This window comes from uncultured Serinicoccus sp. (assembly GCF_947487915.1).
In the GTDB taxonomy this organism is placed as follows: Bacteria; Actinomycetota; Actinomycetes; order Actinomycetales; family Dermatophilaceae; genus Ornithinicoccus.
Genome location: NZ_CANKYH010000002.1, coordinates 65,599 through 87,169 on the forward strand (window position 1 = coordinate 65,599; position 21,571 = coordinate 87,169).

Here is a 21,571-nt window from a genome sequence, read left to right on the forward strand (position 1 = left end):
CCTGACGTCCCGAGAGGGCGGCCGTGCAACCTAGCTGGAGGAGACCGACGTGGATCATCGAACCGTGATCTGGCAGGCCGTGCACGAGGAGCGACGCACGCTGGTGACCGACCTGGAGGGCATCACTCCGGACCAGTGGGAGACGCCGTCGTTGTGCCGTGGGTGGTCGGTGCACGACGTCGTCGCCCATCTCACCGACTCGGCACGCACGACCCGACTCGGATTCGTGCGTCAGATGGTCCGCGCCCGCTTCGACTTCGACCGCGCGAACGACGACGGAGTGGCGAAGCGCAAGGCCCCCGACCCCGTCCAGACGCTGGACGCGTTCCGCGCGGCAATGGACCGCAGGGACCGCCCACCGGGACCTGTGGAGACGAGGCTGGTGGAGGCCTACGTGCACGGCGAGGACATCCGGCGTCCCCTGGGCATCCGCCGCCCCTATCCGGTCGAGCACGTGACGACCGCGCTGGAGTACATGGCGGGGGCCAGCGCTGGTCTCGGTGGGGGCAGAGAGCGCGTCCGCGGCCTCCGTCTCTGCTCGCATCCCGGAGGACGACACATCGGTGACGGCCCGGAGGTCCGTGGCCCTGCCATCGCCCTGCTGCTCGCCGTATCCGGTCGACCGACCGCTCCCGGCGAGCTCACAGGTGATGGCGTCCCGATCCTGGCCGCTCGAGACTGACGGTTTTGCCACCAGCCGGCAGCTGGTGGCTCATCGCGGTGTTCCTGGTCTGGGATCTCTCCATGCTGGGCTACCTCGCGTCGCCGAGACTGGGGGCGATCCTGTACAACGCGGGCCACAGCTACCTCGGGCCGGTCGGGCTGCTTGCTCTCACCTGGATGGTGGCCGACGACGCCAGGTGGGCCGAGTTCGTGGCGTTGTCGTGGGCCTTCCACATCGCCATCGATCGTCTACTGGGGTACGGGCTCAAGTTCACCGACCGCTTCACCCACACCCACCTCGGTGAGATCGGCACGGGGCGCTGACCCTCGGCCACACCCGCTGGGGTATGGGGTGCGGGTCACTCCCAGGGCATGTCCCGCAGGATGTCCTGCGGGCGGGCCAGGACGGTGTAGAAGAACAGCGACGCCGTGGCGCAGACGACCATGATGGCCGCCATCGGCACCGCCGAGTCGACCCCGAACAGCCCGGTGACGGGGGAGATGAGCGCGCCGAAGACGAAGTTCGTCGCCCCGAGCAGAGCGGCAGCCGCTCCGGCCCGCTCCCCGTGGTCGGCCAGGGCGATGCTCGGGCTGTTCGGCATGACGAAGCCCACCGAGCCCATCAGCAGGACGATGCCGCCGACGATGGCCCACACGCTCAGGTCCACCAGCGCGGCGGTGAGCAGGGCCAGGGCGATGGCCAGCATCGAGGGCAGCGCCACCCGCAGCACCGCGGCCGGGTGCACCGTGCGCACCAGAGATCCGTTGACCTGGCTGGTGACGGTGAGCGCTCCTGCGCCCGCGGCGAAGACCAGGGCATACTGCTGGGTGCTCATCCCGTACAGCCCCTGGAAGACGAAGGTCGCGCTGGAGATGTAGGCGAACAGGCAGCCCATCGCGGTGCACGCCGTCAGGACCAGGCCGACGTAGCGTCGGTCCGAGAGCAGCACCCGGTAGCTCGCCCACAGGGTCCGCGGACCGAAGTGACGGCGTCGCTCGGGGGGCAGGGTCTCCTTGACGAGGACCAGCGCCAGTACCGCCAGCAGCAGCCCGAAGGCTCCCAGCGCCCAGAAGATGGTCCGCCAGCTGCCGAAGATCAGGAACTGGGCGCCCAGCGTGGGCGCCAGGATCGGGGCCACGCCGACCACCAGGAAGAGCCGGGAGATGAAGGTCGCCATCCGGGAGCCGCTGTAGAGGTCGCGGACCATGGCCTGGGACAGCACCATCCCGGCCGCACCGGTCAAGCCCTGCACGAAGCGCAGCAGCAGCAGCACCTCGATCGAGGAGGAGACCGCGATCGCCGCCGAGACCACGACGTAGAGGCTCAGCGACGCGATCAACGGTCGGCGCCGGCCGAAGGAGTCCGACAACGCTCCGATGAGCAACTGGCCGGTGGCAAGCCCGACCAGGGTCGCGGTCAGCGTCAGCTGGACCGTGGCCTCGGTCGTGGACAGGTCGTCCACGACAGCCGGAAAGGCGGCGAGGTACATGTCGATCGTCAGGGGACCGATCGCGACGAGCGCCCCGAACAGCAGCAGCCGGCCCAGCGGGGAGGGTTCGGTGCGGGGCCGGGAGGAGGCGGGGGGCGCTGCGACGGGGGCTGATCTCACCACGTGAGCAAGAGGGATGTCCCCCGCGATATTCCCGGGGTCGGGCGCCAGGCCTCCCCCCGGTCGACCCGCTCGCGTGTACGAGGTCTGTCCCTCGCAAGGATGGTCACCGACGCCGCGTTGCTGTGCAGTCGAAGAGGTGCATGAGGTGGGGCCAGGCCATGGCGCCGAGGGTGCGATCGGCCTCGGGGGTCCCTCCGCGCACCAGTCTTCGTCCGCCGACCGGTGCGTCCTCCCCGGGAAGGATCACGCGGTGGCCGCACCCACGTGCAGCACCGGGACGAGGACAACGACCGCGCTACACCACCATGCGGGACTCAACTCAGGTGGGTGTCGGTGATGTGACGCAGCTCGGTCAGCGCTTCGACGAGTTGCTGGGAGCGCGTAGGGCCCAGATGGTCGCGCCATGCCGCCTCGACCTGACGGACCGTCGGGATGCTGGCCGCCACGAGCTGGTCGCCGCGCTCGGTGATCTGGACCTGCCGGGACCGGGCGTCGTGCGGGTCGGGGACCCGGCGTACATATCCGCTCTTCTCCAGCTGGTCCACGACCGAGCCGATCGTCTGCTTGGGAAGCTGCGAAGCCCGGGCTAGATCTGCCATGCGAGTCCCCTGCGGATCGATGCGCTGGAAGACTCTGGCCTGGGTAAGGGTCAGCTCATGACCCTGCTCCCTCAGGGCCGTCATCACCGCGGACTCCATGAAGCGGTAGGGGATGAAGAGCAGCAAACCGAGGTTGACGTCATCTGCTGCCGTGGTGTCGGTCATCGGACCATCCTTGCACATAGTCCGAGAACCGGACTACACTTGGTCCGAGTCTCGGACTTCTAGAGGATGGTTTGCCATGGACGATCAGTACTGGTCGACGGTGAGAACGATGCGCATGGAGTTCGCGGACTTCCTGGACACGTTGTCAGCGCAGCAATGGGACGCTGCCTCGCTCTGTGCCGGCTGGCGGGTACGCGATGTGGTCGGGCACGTCTCGGTAGTGCCCCGGGTGACAGCCCGACAGATGCTCGCCGTCGCCCCACGAGCGAGGTTCGACATCAACGGCATCAACATGCTCATCGGGATCCAGGAGGGGCAACGGGACCCTCAGGAACTCGTGGCACTCTTGAGGCGCCACGCTGCTGACCGGATACCTTCCCGCCCCGTGCCGGACCCGCGCAACCTGCTCTTTGACCTCATCGTTCATGGCCAGGACGTCGCTCGTCCCCTGGGTCGAGACCTGCCGGTCGCGGCTGCGCAGGCGCAGCAAGGGTTGGAGCGGGTATGGGCGATGGGGTGGCGCTTCCGGGCACGCACCCGTCTGGGCGGACTGTCGCTACGTGCCACCGACACCCATTGGGCCGCCGGCACTGGACCCGAGGTGACCGGCTCAACGCTGGCCTTGTTGCTCCTCGCCACCGGCCGGACGACGGCGGTCCTCGATGAACTGCACGGTCCCGGTGTCCGAGGTCTCGCGAGCGCGGCCTGATCATGCCGACTGACACCCCCTGCACGATGCTGGCCGTTGCAGTCCCGTCTCGCTGCCCGAGGGCGTCCCAAGATCGAGCTCGACGACGTCACCCGGTGTCAGCATCTAGGCGCGTGCGGTCTGCGTCGGTGAGGTCGGCCGCAAGGTCTCGCGCCATGGCGTCCTGACGGGGTGCTCGGATCGCCTTACTCACGGTCTGGTCGATGGTCTCGTGTCGATGGGCAGCGAGTTGAGTCACGCGGGCGTGGGTGTCCCGGCTGATGCGGATCGTGGTTGTCTCACCCATGGCTACTACTCGCGACAGAGTCGTGCGCCCAGGTGACCTGGCGGTGACCAGGTGTCAGGCTGGAGTCGTGGCTTCCGAGGTCGGCCCCTACGCGCGCGTGTTCCAGCGGCACGCTCATCCCGTCAGCGCCTGGTCCAGGTTGCTGAGCGCGCCTCTGCTTCTCGTGCCACCGTGGACCCGGAGATGGTGGTTGTACCTTCCCATCGGCGCCTGGTTCGCGGTCAACCCGGTCATGACGCCGCCGGCTCACGACGCGTCCTCGTTCGCGACCCGGGCCATCCTCGGTGAGGAATCCTGGACTCGGGATCCCACGTCTGAGCCGAAGGTCCTGCTCCTGGTGGCCGCGTCCACTTCATCGCTCGTGGGAGCCATGGTGGCCAGCTACCAGCACAGCAAGACTGCCGTGGTCGCCGGCACGGGGAGCTTCGTGGCGCTGACGCTGTGGCAATGGAGGCTATGGGCGGACAGGTACGCGCACGAGACTCGAAAGGCCGCCTGACTGAGGGACCGTCCTCGACGAGATCTCGGTGCCGGACGCATCCTCGATGCGGCAGTTCGTGGTGTGTCAGCTCAGGGACGTCACTTCGTGGAGCCGCCCGGTGGCGACGTCAAAGACGAAACCGCGAACCGACTCCTTGTGGGGGATGAAGGGACTGGACTGGACACGGCCAAGCGACTGGCGAACATCCTCCTCCACGTCGGGGAACGCCTCGGCCGCCCACGGGGGGCGCAGGCCGGTCTCCACGCGGATGGATTCTTTGAACTCGTCGTCGGTGAAGGTCAGCATCCCGCAGTCGGTGTGGTGGATGAGGATGATCTCCCTCGTTCCCAGGAGTCGTTGGCTGATCGCCAGGGATCGGATCTCGTCCTCGGTGACGACACCGCCGGCGTTGCGGATGACGTGCGCTTCCCCTTCGTTCAACCCCAACGCCCGGTAGACGTCCAGCCGTGCGTCCATACAGGCGAGAACGGCCACGTGCTTCGAGGGAGGCAGCGGCAGCGGACCGCTGAACTGTGACGCATACGCCTCGTTGTGAGCGAGCAGGGTGTCGGTGACGGTCATCGCTTCTCCTGGGAGTGTGAGTCCTGGCGCGGCGTCCAGGGCTCATCCGGTGGAGCGAGCAGAGCGTCTCGCCCACCCGCCAACTCTACATCGTCTTGGCATTCGCATAAGTGATGATTATGTCGCGCCCGAAGGCCCGCCCCCTGGGTCAATCGTCGTAGCCTCCGCGTCGCCGCCACCGTCCATGCCGTCGGCGGCACGTTCAACAGGGGATGGGCGTCCACGCACGGCCTGGATGCCCATCCCCTCCAGCCAGGGCACGTCATCGTCGTCCGTGGGTTCGACAGCAACGGCGACGTGACCGTCAACGACCCGGCGGCGTCGAGCGATGCCCGGGTGCGCCTCGTCTGCCGGCGCTGGCGATCGTCACGCGGGACCCGTCGGAGGGCGGACCGGCTCGGCAGTGGCTACGGTGGCGGCATGACTGAGCAGCAGAGCAGCAACGCCGGGTCCGAGGAGTCCGAGGCGCGGCAGGAGGCCGCGGAGCACGTCGTGGAGCGGGTCGAGAGCTGGGACGAGGGTGCCCAGCCCGAGACGATCCGGGAGGACCTCGAGGAGGGGATGGAGCAGGCCCAGGTGGAGGTCGACGACGGCGACCTGGAGCAGATGGCCCACGAGATCCACGACGAGGGCAGCACCGGCACCCCCGAGGTCGGGTGAGTCAGGGCCTGCGCCTCCTTCTCCTCGCCGACACCCACGTGCCGAAGCGCGCGAAGGCTCTGCCGGCCCAGGTGTGGGAGCAGGTGGCCGCCGCCGACGTCGTGGTCCACGCCGGGGACTGGGTCACCCCTGACCTGCTGGAGGAGTTCGAGAGGCGCTCCACCCGGCTCGTCGCCGTGTGGGGCAACAACGACGGCCCGGAGCTGCGCCGCCGACTGCCCGAGGTGGCCCGGGTGGAGCTGGGGGGTATGCGGTGGGGCGTGGTGCACGAGACCGGCGCCAAGCAGCGGCGCGAGGAACGGATGCGCGCGGCATACCCCGACCTGGACGTCCTGGTCTTCGGGCACAGCCACATCCCGTGGGACACCGAGCACGAGGGTCTGCGCCTGCTCAACCCGGGATCGCCCACGGACCGGCGGCGTATGCCGTACTGCACCTATCTGACCTGCACCGTCGCTGAGGGTGCGCTGAGCGAGGTGGCGCTTCACCGGATCGAGGCGCGGGGCTGACGCGACACCGGGGCGGGGAGGTACGTTCAGGGCGTGGAGCGACGGGTGGTCCTGGTGCGAGCGGTCAACGTCGGCGGCACCGCGAAGCTGCCCATGGCCCGATGGCGCGAGCTTGCGGCATCCCTGGGGGCGTCGGACGTCGTGACCTACATCGCGTCGGGAAACATGGTGTGCACCGTCTCGGGGGAGGCGCAAGCCTTCGACCGCGCCCTCGAGCAGGCCGTCCAGGAGCACTGCGGCTTCTTCCGCGATGTCATCAGCCGATCGCACGACGAGGTCTCCGCGGCCCTGGGTGGGCACCCGTTCGAGGTGGTCGACCCCGCGTTCTCCTACGTGTGCTTCCTCGGTGAGGAGCCCGCCCCGGAGGCCGTCGCGACTGCCCGGGAGCTCCCGACGGGCGAGGACCGGTGGGACGTCATCGGCCGGGAGATGCACCTGCGGTATGCGCGGGGCGCGGGTCGGCCGCAGATGAGTGACGCGGCCGTCGGGCGCGCCCTCGGAGTGTCGGGCACCGCCCGCAACCTCCGGACCGTACGCCGGCTGGTCGAGCTGTCAGCCCCCACCAGAGCCTGACCCGCTCCCGCGAGGGTGCCAGGCGGCACACGACAGCCCCGGCCGGTGGCCGAGGCTGTCGTGGTGCGCTCGCGCTGGTCAGCGGAGGGCGGAAGGGGCGGTCCGCGCCCACCAGTCGCCGAGACCGAACGTGCTCCACGCGGCCGGGATGGCGGCGACGGTGAGCAGCACCAGGGCGCCGGTGAGGTGGTCGTCGAGGAACGGGTTGTTCACGGTCGGGATGGCCGCCCCGTACATGAACAGGTACATCAGCGCTCCCGCCAGGGCGCCTACGCGGGCTCCGGCGCCGGTGATGAGGGTGACGCCGATCCCCAGCAGACCGAGCATGAAGAGCCAGTCGATGACGACCATGCCGGCCATGCCGTTGTAGAAGCCGGCGAGCGGACCCTCGACACCGCTGAGGTAGCCGGTGGTGGGGCTGCCGCCGCTGACCCAGGCGTTCTCACCGGGGGTCGCGTAGCCCAGGCCGAAGGTCTTGTCCAGGAACGCCCACAGGAAGTAGAAGCCGAAGGCGATGCGGGTGATGGCCAGCATCCAGGCACCTGCCGCGGGGAGGGGCGTCTCGCCCCGTGCCGTGAGGGGGGTGGCCGTGGTGGTGGCCGAAGCTGTGGCGGAGCTCATGATGCCTACTTTCGACGTGTCCAACTTGGTACTACATACTGTAGCAGTTAGTCCACGACAACGTGTAGGGCTCGCTGCACCCAGGCTGAGACCTCCGCGGTGAGGGGCAGCCGCGAGATCGCGTCTGCGGTCAGCCAGAGCATCCCGTAGGTGTCCGACACCTGGGGCAGGCCGTCCGGCCCGGGCCACCAGCCCGGTCGGGGGACGGCGAAGTAGATGAGGTCGATGTGCTGGTGCGGCGGGTCCCGCGAGATGTCCTCCACCTGGATGCCCTCGGGGCGCACGAGCTGGCGGGGGGAGCCCGGAGCGTCGTGCGGTATGCCGGGGGAGCCGACGAGCTCGACCTCCAGTCCCGTCTCCTCGTGGGTCTCGCGCCGCGCCGCGTCGTCCGGCAGCTCGTGCGGCTCGATGTGCCCACCGGGCGGCAGCCACAGACCGACCTTGGGGTGCGGGTGCAGCAGGACGTGCCTGGCGTGGACGACGAAGACGGCCACGGTGAAGTGCTTGGTGATGCCGTCCGGCGGCTCCCGGTCCTCGACTGCGCCCACGACCAGCACCCTAGGTGCTGCGGCCCGGGCCCCTCTTCGCGCCGTGCGCGCCCCGATATCCGGTGCCGGCAGCCGCGATCCGGCGGGTAGGGTTGGGCGACCGACGGGCGCGCGCGGCGCACGTCATACCCCCACCTCCGAGGAGCCCCAGCGTGTCCACCCAGATCACCGTCAGTGTCGCAGGCAGCGAGCGAGCGGTCGACCAGGGCACGACGGCGGGTGACCTCTTCGCCGACGACCGGCAGGTGGTCGTCGCGCGCATCGGCGGCGAGCTGCGCGACCTGCACCACGAGCTGGCCGACGGCGACGTCGTCGAGCCGGTGCTCGTCACCGAGCCGGACGGGCTGGACGTACTGCGCCACTCCTGCGCGCACGTGCTCGCGCAGGCCGTGCAGCAGACCTGGCCCGAGGCCCGTCTGGGCATCGGGCCGCCGGTGCGCGACGGCTTCTACTACGACTTCGACGTCGCCGAGCCGTTCACCCCGGACGACCTCAAGCGCCTCGAGAAGACGATGCAGCGCATCATCAACACCGGGCAGACCTTCGCCCGCCGCGAGGTCGACGACGAAGCCGCCCGCGAGGAGCTGGCCGCCGAGCCCTACAAGCTCGAGCTCATCGGGCTCAAGGGCGGCGCCTCCGAGGACGCCGCCGAGGGCGCGAGCGTCGAGGTCGGCGGCAGCCAGCTCACGATCTACGACAACCTCGACCGGACCGGCGAGACGGTCTGGGGCGACCTGTGCCGCGGCCCGCACCTGCCGAGCACCAAGATCATCGGCAACGCCTTCAAGCTCATGCGCAGCGCCGCGGCCTACTGGCGGGGCAGCGAGAAGAACCCGCAGCTGCAGCGGATCTACGGCACCGCCTGGCCGTCCAAGGACGAGCTCAAGGCCTACCTCGACCGTCTCGCCGAGGCCGAGAAGCGCGACCACCGCCGCCTGGGCGCGGAGATGGACCTCTACTCCTTCCCCGAGGAGCTGGGCGCCGGCCTGCCCGTCTTCCACCCCAAGGGCGGCGTGCTCAAGCGGGTCATGGAGGACTACCTGCGCCAGCGGCACATCGACGAGGGCTTCGAGTACGTCGGGACCCCGCACGTGGCCAAGGAAGGGCTGTTCCACACCTCGGGCCACCTGCCGTACTACGAGGACACGATGTTCCCGCCGATGGAGGAGGACGGGCAGCGCTACTTCCTCAAGGCGATGAACTGCCCCATGCACAACCTCATCTACAAGAGCCAGCAGCGGTCCTACCGCGACCTGCCGTTGCGGCTCTTCGAGTTCGGGCACGTCTACCGCTACGAGAAGTCCGGGGTGGTGCACGGCCTGACCCGGGTGCGCGGCCTGGAGATGGACGACTCGCACTCCTACGTCACCCGCGACCAGGCACCCGGCGAGATCCGGCACCTGCTGACCTTCGTGCTCGGGGTCCTGCGCGACTTCGGCCTGGACGACTTCTACCTCGAGCTGTCCACCCGTGACGAGGTGGGGGAGAAGAAGGACAAGTTCATCGGGACCGACGAGCAGTGGGCCGAGGCGACCGCCGTGCTGGAGGAGGTCGCCCGCGACTCCGGACTGGAGCTCGTGCCCGACCCGGGTGGTGCCGCCTTCTACGGGCCGAAGATCTCGGTGCAGGCCCGGGATGCGATCGGCCGGACCTGGCAGATGTCGACCGTGCAGTACGACTTCAACCAGCCGGAGCGTTTCGGGCTGGAGTACTCCGCCGCAGACGGGTCCCGGCAGCAGCCGGTGATGATCCACTCAGCCAAGCTCGGCTCGGTCGAGCGCTTCATGGGGGTGCTCATCGAGCACTACGCCGGGCAGCTGCCCCCGTGGCTGGCGCCGGTCCAGGTGGTCGGGGTGCCGGTGGCCGAAGAGTTCGAGGGCTACCTGGACGAGGTGGCCGGGCGGCTGCGGGAGCACGGCATCCGGGTCGAGGTGGACCGCGGCGACGACCGCTTCCCCAAGAAGATCCGCAACGCCAGCCGGTCCAAGGCGCCGTTCATCCTCATCGCGGGGGGAGAGGACCGGGACGCCGGCGCGGTGTCCTTCCGCTTCCGTGACGGATCGCAGGAGAACTCCGTGCCGGTCGACGAGGCGGTCGAGCGGATCGCCGCCGCCGTCCGCGACCGCGTGCAGGTCTGAGTCGCGGCGCCGTCCCGCCCGACCCGACCCCGTCTGACCTGGGCCGGACGCCGACCGGCACGGTCGGGGATGGCTAGGATCACGGCATACCCCAGGGATGAGGAGGGCGGTATGCCGACGCTGGGCGAGCTGGCCGACGTCGTCCGGGTGCGGGTCGTGAACGACGACGAGGCACTGCTCCTGGGCGCGTTGCACAAGCAGGTCCTGCTGCGCGCCGGGACCGACCCCGACCCCGACCGGCCGCAGCACGTGCGCGCCTTCGCCAGCGCCTGGCACCCGCGCGCGGCGGACCTGCCGGCCTGGGTCGCCGAGCACGACGGCGAGCACGTGGGGATGGCGCTCGTGCGCCGCACCATGCTGCCGCACCTGCCCGGCACCGCCCCGCGGCTGCTGGTGCTCTCTGCGCTGGGCCCGGCCACCGGGGCGGGTGAGGAGGCGGTATGCCTCGCGCTGGTCCGGCAGGTCGTCGGCTGGGCCCGGCAGCGGGGCGCGGACCGGGTCGAGGTCGCCGACGACGTCACCCTGCCCGCCCCCGTGCTGGACGCGGTGCGCGCGAGCGTGCGGCAGGTGCGCTCGGTCTCGCTACCGACGCAGGCCTAGGCGAGCGGCTCGAGCACGAAGACCGGGATGAGCCGGTCCGTCTTCTCCTGGTAGTCGGCGTAGCTGGGGAACGCCGCCACGGCCCGCTCCCACCACGCGTCCCGCTCGGGCCCGTCCGCCAGCTCCCGCGCCCGCAGCGCCTGCTGGCTCGTGCCGTCCTGGACCAGGACGTCCGGGTTCTTGGCGAGGTTGTAGTACCACGCCGGGTGCTCCGGGGCCCCGCCCTTGCTGGCCACCGCGAGGTAGGCCCCGTCGTGCTCGACCCGCATCAGCGGCACCCGGCGCAGCAGGCCGCTGCGGGCACCCCGCATGGTGATGACCATCACCGGCCGGTCCTGGATGGTGGCGGCCGCGGTGTCGCCCGCCGCGTCGATGTCGCGCAGCTGGCTGGCCACCCACTCGCTCTTCTCCGGCAGGTATGCCGTGGGGTCACCGATCGCGGCGTCGCGCAGGTCGTGCTGGGGCTGGTTGTCGTCCATGCTGGGGCCAACTCACGGCGGTCACCGGCTTGTTCCCACCCGGTCGGCGACGAGGTCGGTCAGGGCCTGCGGAGCCCCGGGCACCCCGCGGTAGCCGGGGAAGGCGTTGACGTCGACGAGCACCGGCCCGGCGGGCCCGAGCACCACGTCGACGCCGGCGAGGTCCAGGCGGCAGGTGCGGGCGGCGGCCAGGGCCAGCGCCTCGAGGGGGGCGGGCACCTGGAAGGGCCGGCCGGTCTCCACGTGCCCACCCACCAGCGGGGACGGTTTGAGGAGTCCGGCGACGCGGTCACCGATGACGTAGAGCTTGCGGTCCAGCCCGTCGTTCGGGACGAAGGGTTGGGTGATGTAGGGCCCGGGGAAGGGCGGCTCGGGCGGGAGGTCGCCCGCGCGGCCGGCCAGCACCTCCGCGCCACGGCCTCGACCGCGACGGCGCCGTTTCACCACCCGCTGCTCCTCACGGGCATCTGCGAGGACGTCGGCCCAGGTCAGCACGGAGCGCGAGCGGGGGACCGGGAGCCCGGCCCGCGCCAGCCGCTCCTCCAGCCGTTGGTGCCGCTGCAGCAGCCGGACCGCGGGCACCGGGTCGACGGCGGGCACGCCGGCGGCCGCCAGGTCCTCGACGACCCCCAGGGCGCCCGGCCGCAGACCCCGGTGGACCACCAACGACACCTGCTCGGGAGGTGGGGGTGCCTGCCCGTCGTGCGGCAGGCATACCTCCACCCGCACGCCGCGGTGCCCGAGCAGGGCGAACACCTCCGGGAAGATGCTCGAGGACGACGGCGGCTTGCCGAGCACGAAGAGGGCGAGCGGACCGCGATCGGTGCGGGGGTCGGCCATACGTCCTCCTCGGGCGACGGTCGCGCCCAGCCTCGCGGACGCAGGTGAGGGGGCGATGAGAGCGGCCCTAGACTGCGTGCCATGACGGGGCAGCTGCAGCCGGAGGACGCGACCTCCTTCGCCGGGTCGCAGGACGGGTTCGAGCGGCTCTGGACGCCGCACCGGATGGCCTACGTGCGCGGCGAGCGCCCCAGTGCCGACGCGGGCGACGGGTGTCCGTTCTGCGCGGCGACGACGGGCGCGGGCGGGGATGACCTCATCGTGCACCGCGGGGAGCACTGCTACGTCATCCTCAACCTCTTCCCCTACAACCCCGGCCACCTGCTGGTCTGCCCCTACCGGCACGTCCCGCTCTACCTCGACCTCACCGACGAGGAGACGGCCGAGTTCACCGCGCTGACCAAGGCGGCCCTCCAAGCGATCCAGGCGGCGAGCAACCCGGCCGGCTTCAACCTGGGGATGAACCAGGGGGAGGTCGCGGGGGCTGGCGTGGCGGCCCACCTGCACCAGCACGTCGTCCCGCGCTGGATGGGCGACGCCAACTTCCTGCCGATCGTCGGGCAGACCAAGGCGCTGCCGCAGCTGCTCGCCGACGTCCGCGACCAGCTCGCCGCCGCCTGGCCGGGTTGAGCGCCCGCCGGCGCACCCACGGGTCGCGCCGGTGTCCACGGCATACCGGCGAGCCTCCGCCGCCCGCTGGGCGAGCCGGATCTGAGCAGAGAAGGGCTCCCTGAGCAGGCGCTGGGCCCGACCAGCCGGACCTGAGCAGAGAAAGGCTCCCTGAGCAGGCGCTGGAACCCCTGCCTCGGGAGCCTTTCTCTGCTCAGGCTGCGGACCGAGGCTGGGAACGGGCCCCTGGGCACGCATGTGCACGACGACACGCACAGGGGTATGCCGGGGCTCACCACCGCTCGGCCCGCCTCAGCAGTGAAGCGCTCCCGGCGTCGGGCTGGGCCCGACCAGCCGGACCTGAGCAGAGAAAGGCTCCCTGAGCAGGCGCTGGGCCCGACCAGCCGGACCTGAGCAGAGAAAGGCTCCCTGAGCAGGCGCTGGAACCCCTGCCTCGGGAGCCTTCCTCTGCTCAGGACGCGGACGGGGAGTGCGGGGCGGGGGAGCGGCGAGCGGGGAGCGGGGAGCGGGGAGCGGGGGGCGGCATACCTGGTCCGGGGGCGCGCCAGCGGTCCGTAGACTGAGCGGGCGGGCGCCCCCACCCGCACCGCACCCCGACGCCACTGCACCGCACTCCGCACCCACCCACCCGACCGAGCACGAGAGGCCCCCCAGGCATGTCCGAGCCCACCCAGCCCACCACCGGCACCACCCGCGTCAAGCGCGGCATGGCCGACATGCTCAAGGGCGGCGTCATCATGGACGTCGTCACCCCCGAGCAGGCCAAGATCGCCGAGGACGCGGGGGCCGTCGCCGTCATGGCGCTGGAGCGGGTGCCGGCCGACATCCGGGCGCAGGGCGGGGTCTCCCGGATGAGCGACCCGGACATGATCGACGGCATCATCGAGGCGGTGTCGATCCCGGTCATGGCCAAGGCCCGGATCGGCCACTTCGTCGAGGCCCAGGTGCTGCAGAGCCTCGGGGTCGACTACGTCGACGAGTCCGAGGTGCTCACCCCGGCCGACTACGCCCACCACATCGACAAGTGGGCCTTCACCGTGCCCTTCGTCTGCGGCGCGACCAACCTGGGCGAGGCGCTGCGCCGGATCACCGAGGGGGCGGCGATGATCCGCTCCAAGGGCGAGGCCGGCACCGGCGACGTCTCCAACGCCACCACCCACATGCGCTCGATCCGCGGCGAGATCAACCGGCTCTCGTCGCTGGCCGACGACGAGCTCTACGTCGCGGCCAAGGAGCTGCAGGCGCCCTACGAGCTCGTCAAGGAGGTCGCGCGGGCCGGGAAGCTCCCGGTGGTGCTCTTCACCGCGGGCGGCATCGCCACCCCCGCCGACGCCGCGATGATGATGCAGCTCGGAGCCGAGGGGGTCTTCGTCGGCTCCGGCATCTTCAAGGCCGGCAACCCCGCGCAGCGGGCCGCGGCCATCGTCAAGGCCACGACTTTCCACGACGACCCCGACACGCTGGCCGAGGTCTCCCGCGGTCTCGGCGAGGCCATGGTCGGGATCAACGTCGACGACATCCCGCAGCCGCACCGGCTCGCCGAGCGCGGCTGGTGAGCGAGGCCGACCAGGAGCAGTCGGGCCGAGAGCCCGGCCAGCAGGCCGGCGACGAGCACCAGTCGCACGAAGGGCCCGAGCAGCAGGCCGGCGACCAGCAGACCAACGGCCGCCGCCCCGTCGTCGGTGTCCTCGCGGTCCAGGGGGACGTGCGCGAGCATGTCGCCGCGCTGGACGCCTGCGGGGCCGACCCGCGCCTGGTCCGCCGGCCCCGCGAGCTGGGGGGCCTGGACGGCCTCGTGATCCCCGGCGGCGAGTCGACGACCATCGACCGGCTGTGCCGGATCTTCGGGCTGCACGAGCCGATCCGGCGCCTCGTCGTCGAGGGGCTGCCGGTCTACGGCTCCTGCGCGGGGATGATCCAGCTCGCCGACGAGATCCTCGACGGGCATCCCGAGCAGCAGACCTTCGGCGGCATCGACATGACCGTGCGACGCAACGCCTTCGGGCGCCAGGTCGACAGCTTCGAGACCGACCTGCAGATCGCCGGGCTCCCCGACCCCGACCGCCTCTTCCCCGCCGTGTTCATCCGCGCGCCGTGGGTGGAGCGGCTCGGCGACGAGGTCGAGGTCCTCGCCGCGGTGGAGGGCCACCCCGTCGCCGTCCGGCAGGGCCACCTGCTCGCCACGAGCTTCCACCCGGAGGTCACCGGCGACCACCGGGTGCACGCGCTCTTCGTCCGGCTCTGCTCAGGCTGAGTCCGGCAGGATCATGAGGACCAGGTCGTCCGCATGGTCGGGCACCCAGCCCGGCCGCAGCGTGGCGACGTCCCGCCAGCCCCGGCGCAGGTAGAGCGCCCGCGCGGCCGCGTGGCCGGGGAAGACGTCGAGCACCGGCATCAACCCCTGCCGGCGGGCCCAGTCGACGGCGGTGTCCAGCAGCCGGCCGCCCAGGCCGAGCCCCGCCCGACCCGGCCCGACGAAGAGCGTGGACACGGAGCCGAGCCGGGCGAGCGGCATACCGGTCGCGGCGAGGAAGCCCCGGCCGATCTCACCGTCCTCGACCCGGTCGACCGCGACGTGCCCGGCGAGCGCCCCGTCGACCTCCACCACCCACGCGGCCAGATCGCGGGGCCGGGCCACGAACTGCTCGGCCGGCACCGGCAGCGGGTTCCGCATGGGGTAGCCGGTCGTCGGCTGCTGGGCGAGCAGCAGCCGCGCCAGCTCGCGGACGTCCTCGTCCGCTCGCGGGCGGAGCAGGACGCCGTCGGGGGAGGAGGGCACGACCCGAGCCTAGGCGTGGTGGCGACGGTATGCCGTGGTGCCCGCCGGCGAGGGTCGCCTCGGCCGGCGATCTCAGCGCAGGTAGCGCCCCAGGGCGGTCATCGTGGTGTCGGTGATCCCGCCGTCGCCGCCGAGGACGTACATCGAGCCCGGCCGCAGGTGGGTGAGCGCCAGGTCGGCACCGCGCACCACCCGGTCGCCGCGCGTCAGCACCAACGGGGCGTCGTGCCGACCGGCCAGGGCGGCCGCGACGAGGGCGTCCGGGAAGTCGGTGCCGAGCGCGACGAACGAGGGCTCGGTGCTCCGGGGGAAAGTCGCCGCGATCTTGGCCGCCGTGCGGTAGCGATCCGTGCCTGCCCAGCGCTGGGCCCCGGCGGAGGCGTAGCGACCCGCCTCGCGCAGGACCGACGCCGAGACGGCACCGTCGCCGCCCAGGACGACCACCTCGCGCGGACGCAGCCGCTCCAGCGCGCGTCGCGTGCTGGGGTGCAGCTCGTCCCCCCGCGTCAGGAGCAGCGGCACCTGCTCGCCGTTGGCGACCGCGGCCCCGGCCAGCGCGTCCGGGAACGCCTGCCCGCTGGCGAGCAGCACCCGGTCGACGCGGGAGGGGTAGTAGTCCGAGAGCGCGGCCGCGGTGGCGTACCGGTCGGTCCCGGCCACCCGGTCCACCCGGCCGGTACGGGCGTAGGAGCGCAGCTCGGTGAGGACCGTTCCGCTCACGGCCCCGGTGCCACCGAGGACGACGAGCCGGTCCGGGCGCAGCCGGGTCAGCGCGCGTCGCGTGGCGCCGGGCAGGTCGTCCGCCCGGCTGAGCAGGATCGGGGCGTCGTAGACCCCGGCCCGGGCCGAGGCGGCCAGGGCGTCGGGGTAGTCCTGGCCGGACACCACGTAGACCACCTCGAGGCCGGGGGACCACTGCTCGGCCACGGTCGCCGCGGTGCCGTAGCGGTCGGTGCCGCCGAGCCGGACCGGTCCGGTCGGCGCCGGGGCGGGCGAGGCGAAGGTGAAGTAGTCCGAGGACAGGCCGTCGGACCACGTCGGCCAGTAGCGGGCGAGCATGAGACCCGTGCCGGTGGCGTGGGCCCAGGTGTACTGCCCGGCGGCGGTGAAGCCCTCCACCCGGGCGGTGAGGACCCGACCACCCCAGGCGCCCACCCCGTCGCGGGTCAGCACCTGGATGCGCTCCACCCGGTGGATGCCGTAGCGCTGCTGCAGCGCGGTGCGGGGCAGCGAGGCGCTCCAGCGGTGCCGCGGGTTGGCCGCCACCGCGTCGTAGGGGTCCCGCTGGGCGGTGAGGTAGTCGTGGCCGTTGCCCGAGGCGATCGTCTGACCGCCGGTGGAGGCGGAGTACATCGTCGTCGCCAGCCGGCGTCCGTTCGGGAAGGCGAAGGTCAGCACCTGCCCCGACGTCGCGTTCACCGCGCTCGTGTTGGCGGAGTACTCGTAGGAGGTGATGCTGCCGTCGCCGCGACGCACCCCACGGCCCCGGTATGCCTGGCACGCGGTCGTGTCGCAGATGTCGTAGTAGCTGGTGCTGGCGCTGCGCTCGGCGTAGGTGCGGGCAGCGACCGACTGGGCCTGCAGCGCCTCGGGGTGGAAGGAGGGGCCCATCTCCGCGGCGACCACCGAGCGCAGGTAGTGCTCCAGCGGCAGGTGGTTGACGGTCGCCAGCGCGGTGCTGCCGCGGTGGGTGGCCGTGACGGCCCCGCGGTAGATGCGCCGGGAGCCGTCCGGGAGGACGAGGTCGACCGTCTTCTCGGAGGGGGAGCTGAAGGTCACCGGGCAGCGCCGGGACATGCCCGAGGGCCACCAGGTCGACCAGGAGGAACCGTCATACCCCTGCAGGACGCAGGAGGTCGCCGAGCCGCCGGTCGCGCGGACCCGCCACTGGCTGCGTCCGGACGGCAGGGCGTAGGTCGTGCCGCCCGCCGCGGCGCCGACGCGCAGCCCGCTGCGGTGCGCCACCTGGGTGATCCCGTCGTGGTCGATGGTGATGCCCACGGAGATGTCCGAGGCCGCCCAGGTCTCCAGGCGGGTACCGGGGTAGTAGAAGGAGAGGATCCGATCGTGCGACAGGCCCTGCAGACCGGCACCGTGGGCCCCCCACTGCGACATGCCGATCCGGTGGCCGAAGCCGCCGCCGGTGATGTCGTAGCTGCCGTCGGCCGGCACCGGGTAGACCTCGGAACCGGGCACGGGGGCCGGGAGCACGGAGCTGTCCGTGACCACCGTGGTCTCCCCGAGCTCCTCGGGCGTCTGCACGGGCTCGGCCGACTCGGCCTGCTGGGCGTGGGGGAGGGCGTCCTGCGCCGCGTCCTGCTCCTGCGGGGCGGCCGTGGCCGGCGCACCGGTGAGGGAGAGGACGAGAGCGAGGGTGAGGCCGACGAGGGACGGTCGTCGCACGATGACTCCAGGAGGATGGGAGGGGTGCCTGAGCAGGGACGTTGCTCCGGCGCTCATTACTATGCGGTACGCGATGTGCCTGGGGCAAGAGTGGCGGGTGATCTCGTCACCGGCCCCGGGCCGACTCCCGAGGCTCCCGCCGGGTCGGTCGGGTCCGTCGGGGCGGCCCGCCCCGGCAGGTAGCCTGAGGAGCTGTGCCGCGCCGACCGGGACGGGCACGGCATACCTGACCCGCACGTCGACAGATCGAGGAGCAACGATGAGTGGCCACTCCAAGTGGGCGACGACCAAGCACAAGAAGGCCGCGATCGACGCCAAGCGGGCCAACCTCTTCGCCAAGCTCATCAAGAACATCGAGGTCGCTGCCCGGATGGGTGGGGGAGACCCGGCCGGCAACCCGACCCTCTACGACGCCATCCAGAAGGCCAAGAAGAGCTCGGTGCCCAACGACAACATCGACCGCGCCGTCAAGCGCGGCAGCGGCGCGGAGGCGGGCGGCGCGAGCTACGAGGCCCTGGTCTACGAGGGGTATGCCCCGGGGGGCGTCGCGCTCTACATCGAGTGCCTCACCGACAACAAGAACCGCGCGGTGATGGAGGTGCGCACCGCCCTGACCCGCAACGGCGGGTCGATGGCCGACAGCGGCTCGGTGGCCTACCTCTTCGAGCGCAAGGGCCAGGTCGTCGTGCCCAAGGAGCAGGAGAGCGGGGAGGCCAGCGAGGACTCGCTGCTCGAGATCGTGCTCGAGTCGGGCGCCGAGGAGGTCGAGGACGTGGGCGAGTCCTTCGAGGTCATCTCCGAGGCCGGTGACGTCGTGGCCGTGCGGACGGCGCTGCAGGACGCCGGCATGGACTACGACTCGGCCGAGGTGACCTTCGTCCCCAGCATGCAGGTGCCCCTGGACGCCGACGGCGCCAAGAAGGTCATCCGGGTCGTCGACGCGCTGGAGGACTGCGACGACGTCCAGAACGTCTACTCCAACGCCGACATCCCCGACGAGGTCCTCGCCGAGCTCGACGCCGAGGACTGAGGAGTCGCGAGCGCAGCGAGCCTGACTGCTCGAGGCACGCAGGTCGCCCGAGCGGAGCGAGGCCCACGCCGTGCTCTCGAGCTCTGCTCGGTGGGTGTGTCGCGCGCGGGCCGGGGCGTCCGGACTTGTAGCGTGGTGTCCGAACATCTGTCCACACCAGCGAACGGGAGCGGTATGCGCGTGCTCGGCGTCGACCCCGGTCTCACCCGCTGCGGTCTGGGGGTCGTCGAGGGGCTCCCGGGTCGCTCGCTGCGGCTGGTCGAGGTGGGCGTCGTCCGTACCCCACCCGGTGACGAGCCGGCCGAGCGCCTGCTCACCCTGCAGACCGAGATCGACGAGTGGCTGGCGCGTACGCGGCCCGACGCGGTGGCCGTGGAGCGGGTCTTCGCCAGCACCCGCAACAGCAGCATCATGGGCGTGGCGCAGGCGTCGGCCGTGCCGATGCTGGCCGCCGCCCGGCTCGGGCTGCCCCTGGTGCTGCACACGCCCTCGGAGGTCAAGGCCGCCGTCACCGGCAACGGCCGCGCGGACAAGGCCCAGGTCACCCACATGGTGACGCGTATCCTCACCCTCGAGCAGGCGCCCCGACCGGCCGACGCCGCGGACGCGCTGGCGCTGGCGATCTGTCACCTCTGGCGAGGGGCGGCCCGGGTCCGGGCCGACGACGGCGCCGGGGACCGCAACCGCCTCCAGGACGCCGAGGACCAGGCGTCCCGGGCGGCTCCCAACCGGCTCGCCCAGCTGCACGCCGAGCACCGCACCGCAGCCCGCTCGGCCAACGCCCGCGCCTCGGCGCGCGCGGGCGGCCGTCCCACCACCGTCAGCAGGAGGAACCCCCGGTGATCGCCTCGGTCCGCGGACCCGTCCGCCACGTCGGCCTCGACCACGTCGTCGTCGAGGTCGGGGGGGTGGGCCTGCTCGTGCACACGACCCCGGAGACCGCCGCCGGCTGCCGGACCGGCCAGGAGCTGACCCTGGAGACCACCCTCGTGGTCCGGGAGGAGTCGCTCACGCTGTACGGCTTCGCCGGTGCCGACGCCAAGGCCCTCTTCGAGCAGGTGCAGACGGTGAGCGGCGTCGGTCCCCGGCTGGCGCTGGCCATGCTGTCCGTCCACTCGCCCGGGGACGTCCGGGCCGCGCTGGCCCAGGGGGACCTCGTGGCCCTCACCAAGGTCCCGGGCATCGGGCGCAAGTCGGCCGAGCGACTGGTCCTGGAGCTCAAGGACAAGATCCTGGCGATGGGCGTCGAGCCTGGTCTGGCCGGCGGGGCGGGTGCGGCACCCGGCGGTGGGTCCGGCGAGGACGCGGTGCACACCCAGGTGCGTGAGGCCCTGCAGGGGCTGGGATGGACCACCCGGCAGGCGGACGGCGCCCTCAGCGCCGTGACCAAGGGGGACGACGCGCCCACCGACGTGGCCGCCCTGCTGCGTGCGACGTTGCGGGAGCTCGGCCGGTGACCGGCGCCGAGGAGGGGGCGAGCGACGGGTCCTACGAGGTCGACGTGCCGCCGGAGGCCCACCCCGACGGCGGACGGGTCGTCGACCCCTCGGGCACCGACGAGGAGCGCCGGATCGAGGCGGCCCTGCGCCCCCGCCGGCTGTCGGAGTTCCCCGGCCAGCGCCGGGTGCGCGACCAGCTCGGTCTCGTCCTCGAGGCGGCCCGGCGACGCGGCAGCCCGCCCGACCACGTCCTGCTCTCCGGCCCGCCCGGGCTGGGCAAGACCACCCTGGCCATGATCATCGCCGGTGAGCTGGAGCAGCCCATCCGCATCACCAGCGGCCCCGCCATCCAGCACGCCGGTGACCTGGCCGCCGTGCTGTCCTCGCTGGTGGAGGGCGAGGTGCTCTTCCTCGACGAGATCCACCGGATGTCGCGGCCGGCCGAGGAGATGCTCTACCTCGCGATGGAGGACTTCCGGGTCGACGTCATCGTCGGGAAGGGCCCGGGCGCCACCGCCATCCCCCTGGAGCTGCCGCCGTTCACCGTCGTCGGGGCCACGACCCGCGCGGGGCTGCTGCCCGCGCCGCTGCGCGACCGCTTCGGCTTCACCGGGCACCTCGACTACTACGCCACCGAGGACCTCGTGACCATCCTGCACCGCAACGCGGCGCTGCTGGAGATCGAGGCCGACGAGGCGGGCATCACCCAGATCGCCTCCCGGTCGCGCGGCACCCCACGCATCGCGAACCGGCTGCTGCGCCGCGTCCGTGACTGGGCGCAGGTCCACGGACAGCACGTCGTTGACGAGGCGGCCGCCCACGAGGCGCTGGCGCTCTTCGACGTCGACGAGCTGGGGCTCGACCGGCTCGACCGGGCGGTGCTGGAGGCGCTGTGCACCCGCTTCCGCGGCGGCCCGGTCGGGTTGTCGACGCTCGCGGTGGCCGTGGGCGAGGAGCCCGACACCGTGGAGACCGTGGCCGAGCCCTACCTCGTCCGCGAGGGGTTCATGATCCGCACCCCCCGCGGACGCGCCGCCAGCCCCGCCGCGTGGCAGCACCTCGGCCTCACCGCACCGCCGGAGGCCGGGGGAGCCGTGCCCGGCCACGGTTCGCCGGGCCGGTTCGGCGGAGAGGACCCCGACGCAGGCACGCTCCCGCTCGGGGGGTGACCGTGCTTCTGCTGCCCGGGCGGCACTTTCCCGGTCGGGCGGAGAACGGTGACCG

Annotated in this window: 25 protein-coding genes and 1 pseudogene; 17 read left to right on the plus strand and 9 right to left on the minus strand. The window is 72.0% G+C overall.

Annotated features, from left to right (window positions below; all coding sequences use genetic code 11):
* Positions 1-49: 49 nt before the first annotated feature.
* Together Q0795_RS02105 and Q0795_RS02110 are read left to right on the plus strand one after the other, a co-directional pair.
* A complete protein-coding gene (locus Q0795_RS02105) occupies positions 50-682 on the plus strand; it encodes a maleylpyruvate isomerase family mycothiol-dependent enzyme (RefSeq protein ID WP_298885881.1) in 633 nt (210 codons plus the stop codon).
* A 5-nt stretch (positions 683-687) separates the two neighbouring features.
* Positions 688-987 (plus strand): DUF4260 family protein, encoded by a 300-nt coding sequence (locus Q0795_RS02110; RefSeq protein WP_298885883.1) that lies wholly within the window; start codon positions 688-690, stop codon positions 985-987.
* 35 nt (positions 988-1,022) lie between these two features.
* Here the strand turns inward: Q0795_RS02110 and Q0795_RS02115 are convergent, their stop codons facing one another.
* Positions 1,023-2,273 carry a multidrug effflux MFS transporter gene (locus tag Q0795_RS02115; RefSeq protein ID WP_298885885.1) on the minus strand — a complete coding sequence of 417 codons (1,251 nt, stop codon included), beginning with the start codon at positions 2,271-2,273 and terminating at the stop codon, positions 1,023-1,025.
* A gap of 317 nt (positions 2,274-2,590) precedes the next feature.
* Positions 2,591-3,040, minus strand: a complete 450-nt coding sequence (locus Q0795_RS02120; protein WP_298885887.1) for a MarR family transcriptional regulator — start codon at positions 3,038-3,040, stop codon at positions 2,591-2,593.
* Positions 3,041-3,116: 76 nt separating this feature from the next.
* Here Q0795_RS02120 and Q0795_RS02125 point away from each other — a divergent pair, with 76 nt between their 5' ends.
* Both Q0795_RS02125 and Q0795_RS02130 read left to right on the plus strand, forming a co-directional pair.
* Entirely contained in the window at positions 3,117-3,749 is a 633-nt protein-coding gene (locus Q0795_RS02125; protein ID WP_298885889.1) for a maleylpyruvate isomerase family mycothiol-dependent enzyme, read from the plus strand.
* Between the two features lie 353 nt (positions 3,750-4,102).
* Positions 4,103-4,534 carry a DUF6653 family protein gene (locus Q0795_RS02130; RefSeq protein ID WP_298885891.1) on the plus strand — a complete coding sequence of 144 codons (432 nt, stop codon included), beginning with the start codon at positions 4,103-4,105 and terminating at the stop codon, positions 4,532-4,534.
* Between the two features lie 66 nt (positions 4,535-4,600).
* On the opposite strand, the gene Q0795_RS02135 is transcribed toward Q0795_RS02130, so the two are convergent.
* On the minus strand, positions 4,601-5,098 hold the full coding sequence (locus Q0795_RS02135) for a carbonic anhydrase (RefSeq protein WP_298885893.1): 498 nt from the start codon (positions 5,096-5,098) through the stop codon (positions 4,601-4,603).
* A 264-nt stretch (positions 5,099-5,362) separates the two neighbouring features.
* Between Q0795_RS02135 and Q0795_RS02140 the strand changes: the two are divergent.
* The 4 genes and pseudogenes from Q0795_RS02140 to Q0795_RS02155 form a co-directional block, all read left to right on the plus strand.
* Positions 5,363-5,422, plus strand: a pseudogene (locus tag Q0795_RS02140) (hypothetical protein); the annotation flags it as partial.
* A 96-nt stretch (positions 5,423-5,518) separates the two neighbouring features.
* Complete coding sequence (locus Q0795_RS02145; RefSeq protein ID WP_298885895.1) at positions 5,519-5,758, plus strand: hypothetical protein; 240 nt, start codon at positions 5,519-5,521, stop codon at positions 5,756-5,758.
* Positions 5,759-5,766: 8 nt separating this feature from the next.
* Positions 5,767-6,267: a metallophosphoesterase gene (locus Q0795_RS02150; RefSeq protein WP_298886607.1), complete on the plus strand. Its 501-nt coding sequence runs from the start codon at positions 5,767-5,769 to the stop codon at positions 6,265-6,267.
* A 33-nt stretch (positions 6,268-6,300) separates the two neighbouring features.
* A complete protein-coding gene (locus Q0795_RS02155; RefSeq protein ID WP_298885897.1) occupies positions 6,301-6,840 on the plus strand; it encodes a DUF1697 domain-containing protein in 540 nt (179 codons plus the stop codon).
* Between the two features lie 78 nt (positions 6,841-6,918).
* On the opposite strand, the gene Q0795_RS02160 is transcribed toward Q0795_RS02155, so the two are convergent.
* Both Q0795_RS02160 and Q0795_RS02165 read right to left on the minus strand, forming a co-directional pair.
* On the minus strand, positions 6,919-7,461 hold the full coding sequence (locus Q0795_RS02160) for a hypothetical protein (RefSeq protein ID WP_298885901.1): 543 nt from the start codon (positions 7,459-7,461) through the stop codon (positions 6,919-6,921).
* Between the two features lie 47 nt (positions 7,462-7,508).
* A complete protein-coding gene (locus tag Q0795_RS02165) occupies positions 7,509-8,009 on the minus strand; it encodes an NUDIX domain-containing protein (protein WP_298885903.1) in 501 nt (166 codons plus the stop codon).
* A 152-nt stretch (positions 8,010-8,161) separates the two neighbouring features.
* Between Q0795_RS02165 and thrS the strand changes: the two genes are divergently transcribed.
* Together thrS and Q0795_RS02175 are read left to right on the plus strand one after the other, a co-directional pair.
* A complete protein-coding gene (gene thrS / locus Q0795_RS02170; protein ID WP_298885905.1) occupies positions 8,162-10,147 on the plus strand; it encodes a threonine--tRNA ligase in 1,986 nt (661 codons plus the stop codon).
* 69 nt (positions 10,148-10,216) lie between these two features.
* A complete protein-coding gene (locus Q0795_RS02175) occupies positions 10,217-10,747 on the plus strand; it encodes a hypothetical protein (protein ID WP_298885907.1) in 531 nt (176 codons plus the stop codon).
* On the opposite strand, the gene Q0795_RS02180 is transcribed toward Q0795_RS02175, so the two are convergent.
* On the minus strand, positions 10,744-11,226 hold the full coding sequence (locus tag Q0795_RS02180) for a nitroreductase family deazaflavin-dependent oxidoreductase (protein WP_298885909.1): 483 nt from the start codon (positions 11,224-11,226) through the stop codon (positions 10,744-10,746). The genes Q0795_RS02175 and Q0795_RS02180 overlap by 4 nt on opposite strands.
* A gap of 21 nt (positions 11,227-11,247) precedes the next feature.
* The gene (locus tag Q0795_RS02185; RefSeq protein WP_298885911.1) at positions 11,248-12,066 is read right to left on the minus strand and encodes a hypothetical protein; all 819 of its coding nucleotides are present in this window, start codon (positions 12,064-12,066) and stop codon (positions 11,248-11,250) included.
* Positions 12,067-12,147: 81 nt separating this feature from the next.
* Here Q0795_RS02185 and Q0795_RS02190 point away from each other — a divergent pair, with 81 nt between their 5' ends.
* The 3 genes from Q0795_RS02190 to pdxT all read left to right on the plus strand — a co-directional run bounded on the left by Q0795_RS02190 (position 12,148) and on the right by pdxT (position 14,950).
* On the plus strand, positions 12,148-12,696 hold the full coding sequence (locus tag Q0795_RS02190) for an HIT domain-containing protein (RefSeq protein ID WP_298885913.1): 549 nt from the start codon (positions 12,148-12,150) through the stop codon (positions 12,694-12,696).
* A 656-nt stretch (positions 12,697-13,352) separates the two neighbouring features.
* Entirely contained in the window at positions 13,353-14,252 is a 900-nt protein-coding gene (gene pdxS / locus Q0795_RS02195; RefSeq protein ID WP_298749140.1) for a pyridoxal 5'-phosphate synthase lyase subunit PdxS, read from the plus strand.
* Positions 14,249-14,950 (plus strand): pyridoxal 5'-phosphate synthase glutaminase subunit PdxT, encoded by a 702-nt coding sequence (gene pdxT, locus Q0795_RS02200; protein WP_298885915.1) that lies wholly within the window; start codon positions 14,249-14,251, stop codon positions 14,948-14,950. The genes pdxS and pdxT overlap by 4 nt, the downstream gene beginning before the upstream one ends.
* On the opposite strand, the gene Q0795_RS02205 is transcribed toward pdxT, so the two are convergent.
* The gene (locus Q0795_RS02205; RefSeq protein ID WP_298885918.1) at positions 14,942-15,475 is read right to left on the minus strand and encodes a GNAT family N-acetyltransferase; all 534 of its coding nucleotides are present in this window, start codon (positions 15,473-15,475) and stop codon (positions 14,942-14,944) included. The two genes, pdxT and Q0795_RS02205, sit on opposite strands and share 9 nt — an antisense overlap.
* A 72-nt stretch (positions 15,476-15,547) precedes the next feature.
* A complete protein-coding gene (locus tag Q0795_RS02210) occupies positions 15,548-17,878 on the minus strand; it encodes a cell wall-binding repeat-containing protein (protein ID WP_298885920.1) in 2,331 nt (776 codons plus the stop codon).
* Between the two features lie 259 nt (positions 17,879-18,137).
* On the opposite strand from Q0795_RS02210, the gene Q0795_RS02215 reads away from it, so the two are divergent.
* From Q0795_RS02215 to ruvB, 4 genes are all read left to right on the plus strand, one after another.
* On the plus strand, positions 18,138-18,908 hold the full coding sequence (locus tag Q0795_RS02215) for a YebC/PmpR family DNA-binding transcriptional regulator (protein ID WP_298885922.1): 771 nt from the start codon (positions 18,138-18,140) through the stop codon (positions 18,906-18,908).
* Positions 18,909-19,082: 174 nt separating this feature from the next.
* Entirely contained in the window at positions 19,083-19,751 is a 669-nt protein-coding gene (ruvC, locus tag Q0795_RS02220) for a crossover junction endodeoxyribonuclease RuvC (protein WP_298885924.1), read from the plus strand.
* On the plus strand, positions 19,748-20,365 hold the full coding sequence (gene ruvA, locus Q0795_RS02225) for a Holliday junction branch migration protein RuvA (protein ID WP_298885926.1): 618 nt from the start codon (positions 19,748-19,750) through the stop codon (positions 20,363-20,365). Before ruvC ends, ruvA begins: the two co-directional genes overlap by 4 nt.
* Positions 20,366-20,409: 44 nt before the next feature.
* A complete protein-coding gene (ruvB, locus tag Q0795_RS02230) occupies positions 20,410-21,516 on the plus strand; it encodes a Holliday junction branch migration DNA helicase RuvB (protein WP_298886609.1) in 1,107 nt (368 codons plus the stop codon).
* The last annotated feature ends 55 nt before the right edge of the window (positions 21,517-21,571 follow it).

What these genes read in the sequence shown, in the direction of transcription:
- Q0795_RS02120 (WP_298885887.1), bottom strand. Translation starts at nt 3,040, where the DNA reads ATGACCGACACCACGGCAGCAGATGACGTCAACCTCGGTTTGCTGCTC.
- Q0795_RS02125 (WP_298885889.1), top strand. Translation starts at nt 3,117, where the DNA reads ATGGACGATCAGTACTGGTCGACGGTGAGAACGATGCGCATGGAGTTC.
- Q0795_RS02135 (WP_298885893.1), bottom strand. Translation starts at nt 5,098, where the DNA reads ATGACCGTCACCGACACCCTGCTCGCTCACAACGAGGCGTATGCGTCA.
- Q0795_RS02145 (WP_298885895.1), top strand. Translation starts at nt 5,519, where the DNA reads ATGACTGAGCAGCAGAGCAGCAACGCCGGGTCCGAGGAGTCCGAGGCG.
- Q0795_RS02160 (WP_298885901.1), bottom strand. Translation starts at nt 7,461, where the DNA reads ATGAGCTCCGCCACAGCTTCGGCCACCACCACGGCCACCCCCCTCACG.
- Q0795_RS02175 (WP_298885907.1), top strand. Translation starts at nt 10,217, where the DNA reads ATGGCTAGGATCACGGCATACCCCAGGGATGAGGAGGGCGGTATGCCG.
- Q0795_RS02180 (WP_298885909.1), bottom strand. Translation starts at nt 11,226, where the DNA reads ATGGACGACAACCAGCCCCAGCACGACCTGCGCGACGCCGCGATCGGT.
- Q0795_RS02185 (WP_298885911.1), bottom strand. Translation starts at nt 12,066, where the DNA reads ATGGCCGACCCCCGCACCGATCGCGGTCCGCTCGCCCTCTTCGTGCTC.
- Q0795_RS02190 (WP_298885913.1), top strand. Translation starts at nt 12,148, where the DNA reads ATGACGGGGCAGCTGCAGCCGGAGGACGCGACCTCCTTCGCCGGGTCG.
- pdxS (WP_298749140.1), top strand. Translation starts at nt 13,353, where the DNA reads ATGTCCGAGCCCACCCAGCCCACCACCGGCACCACCCGCGTCAAGCGC.
- Q0795_RS02215 (WP_298885922.1), top strand. Translation starts at nt 18,138, where the DNA reads ATGAGTGGCCACTCCAAGTGGGCGACGACCAAGCACAAGAAGGCCGCG.
- ruvC (WP_298885924.1), top strand. Translation starts at nt 19,083, where the DNA reads ATGCGCGTGCTCGGCGTCGACCCCGGTCTCACCCGCTGCGGTCTGGGG.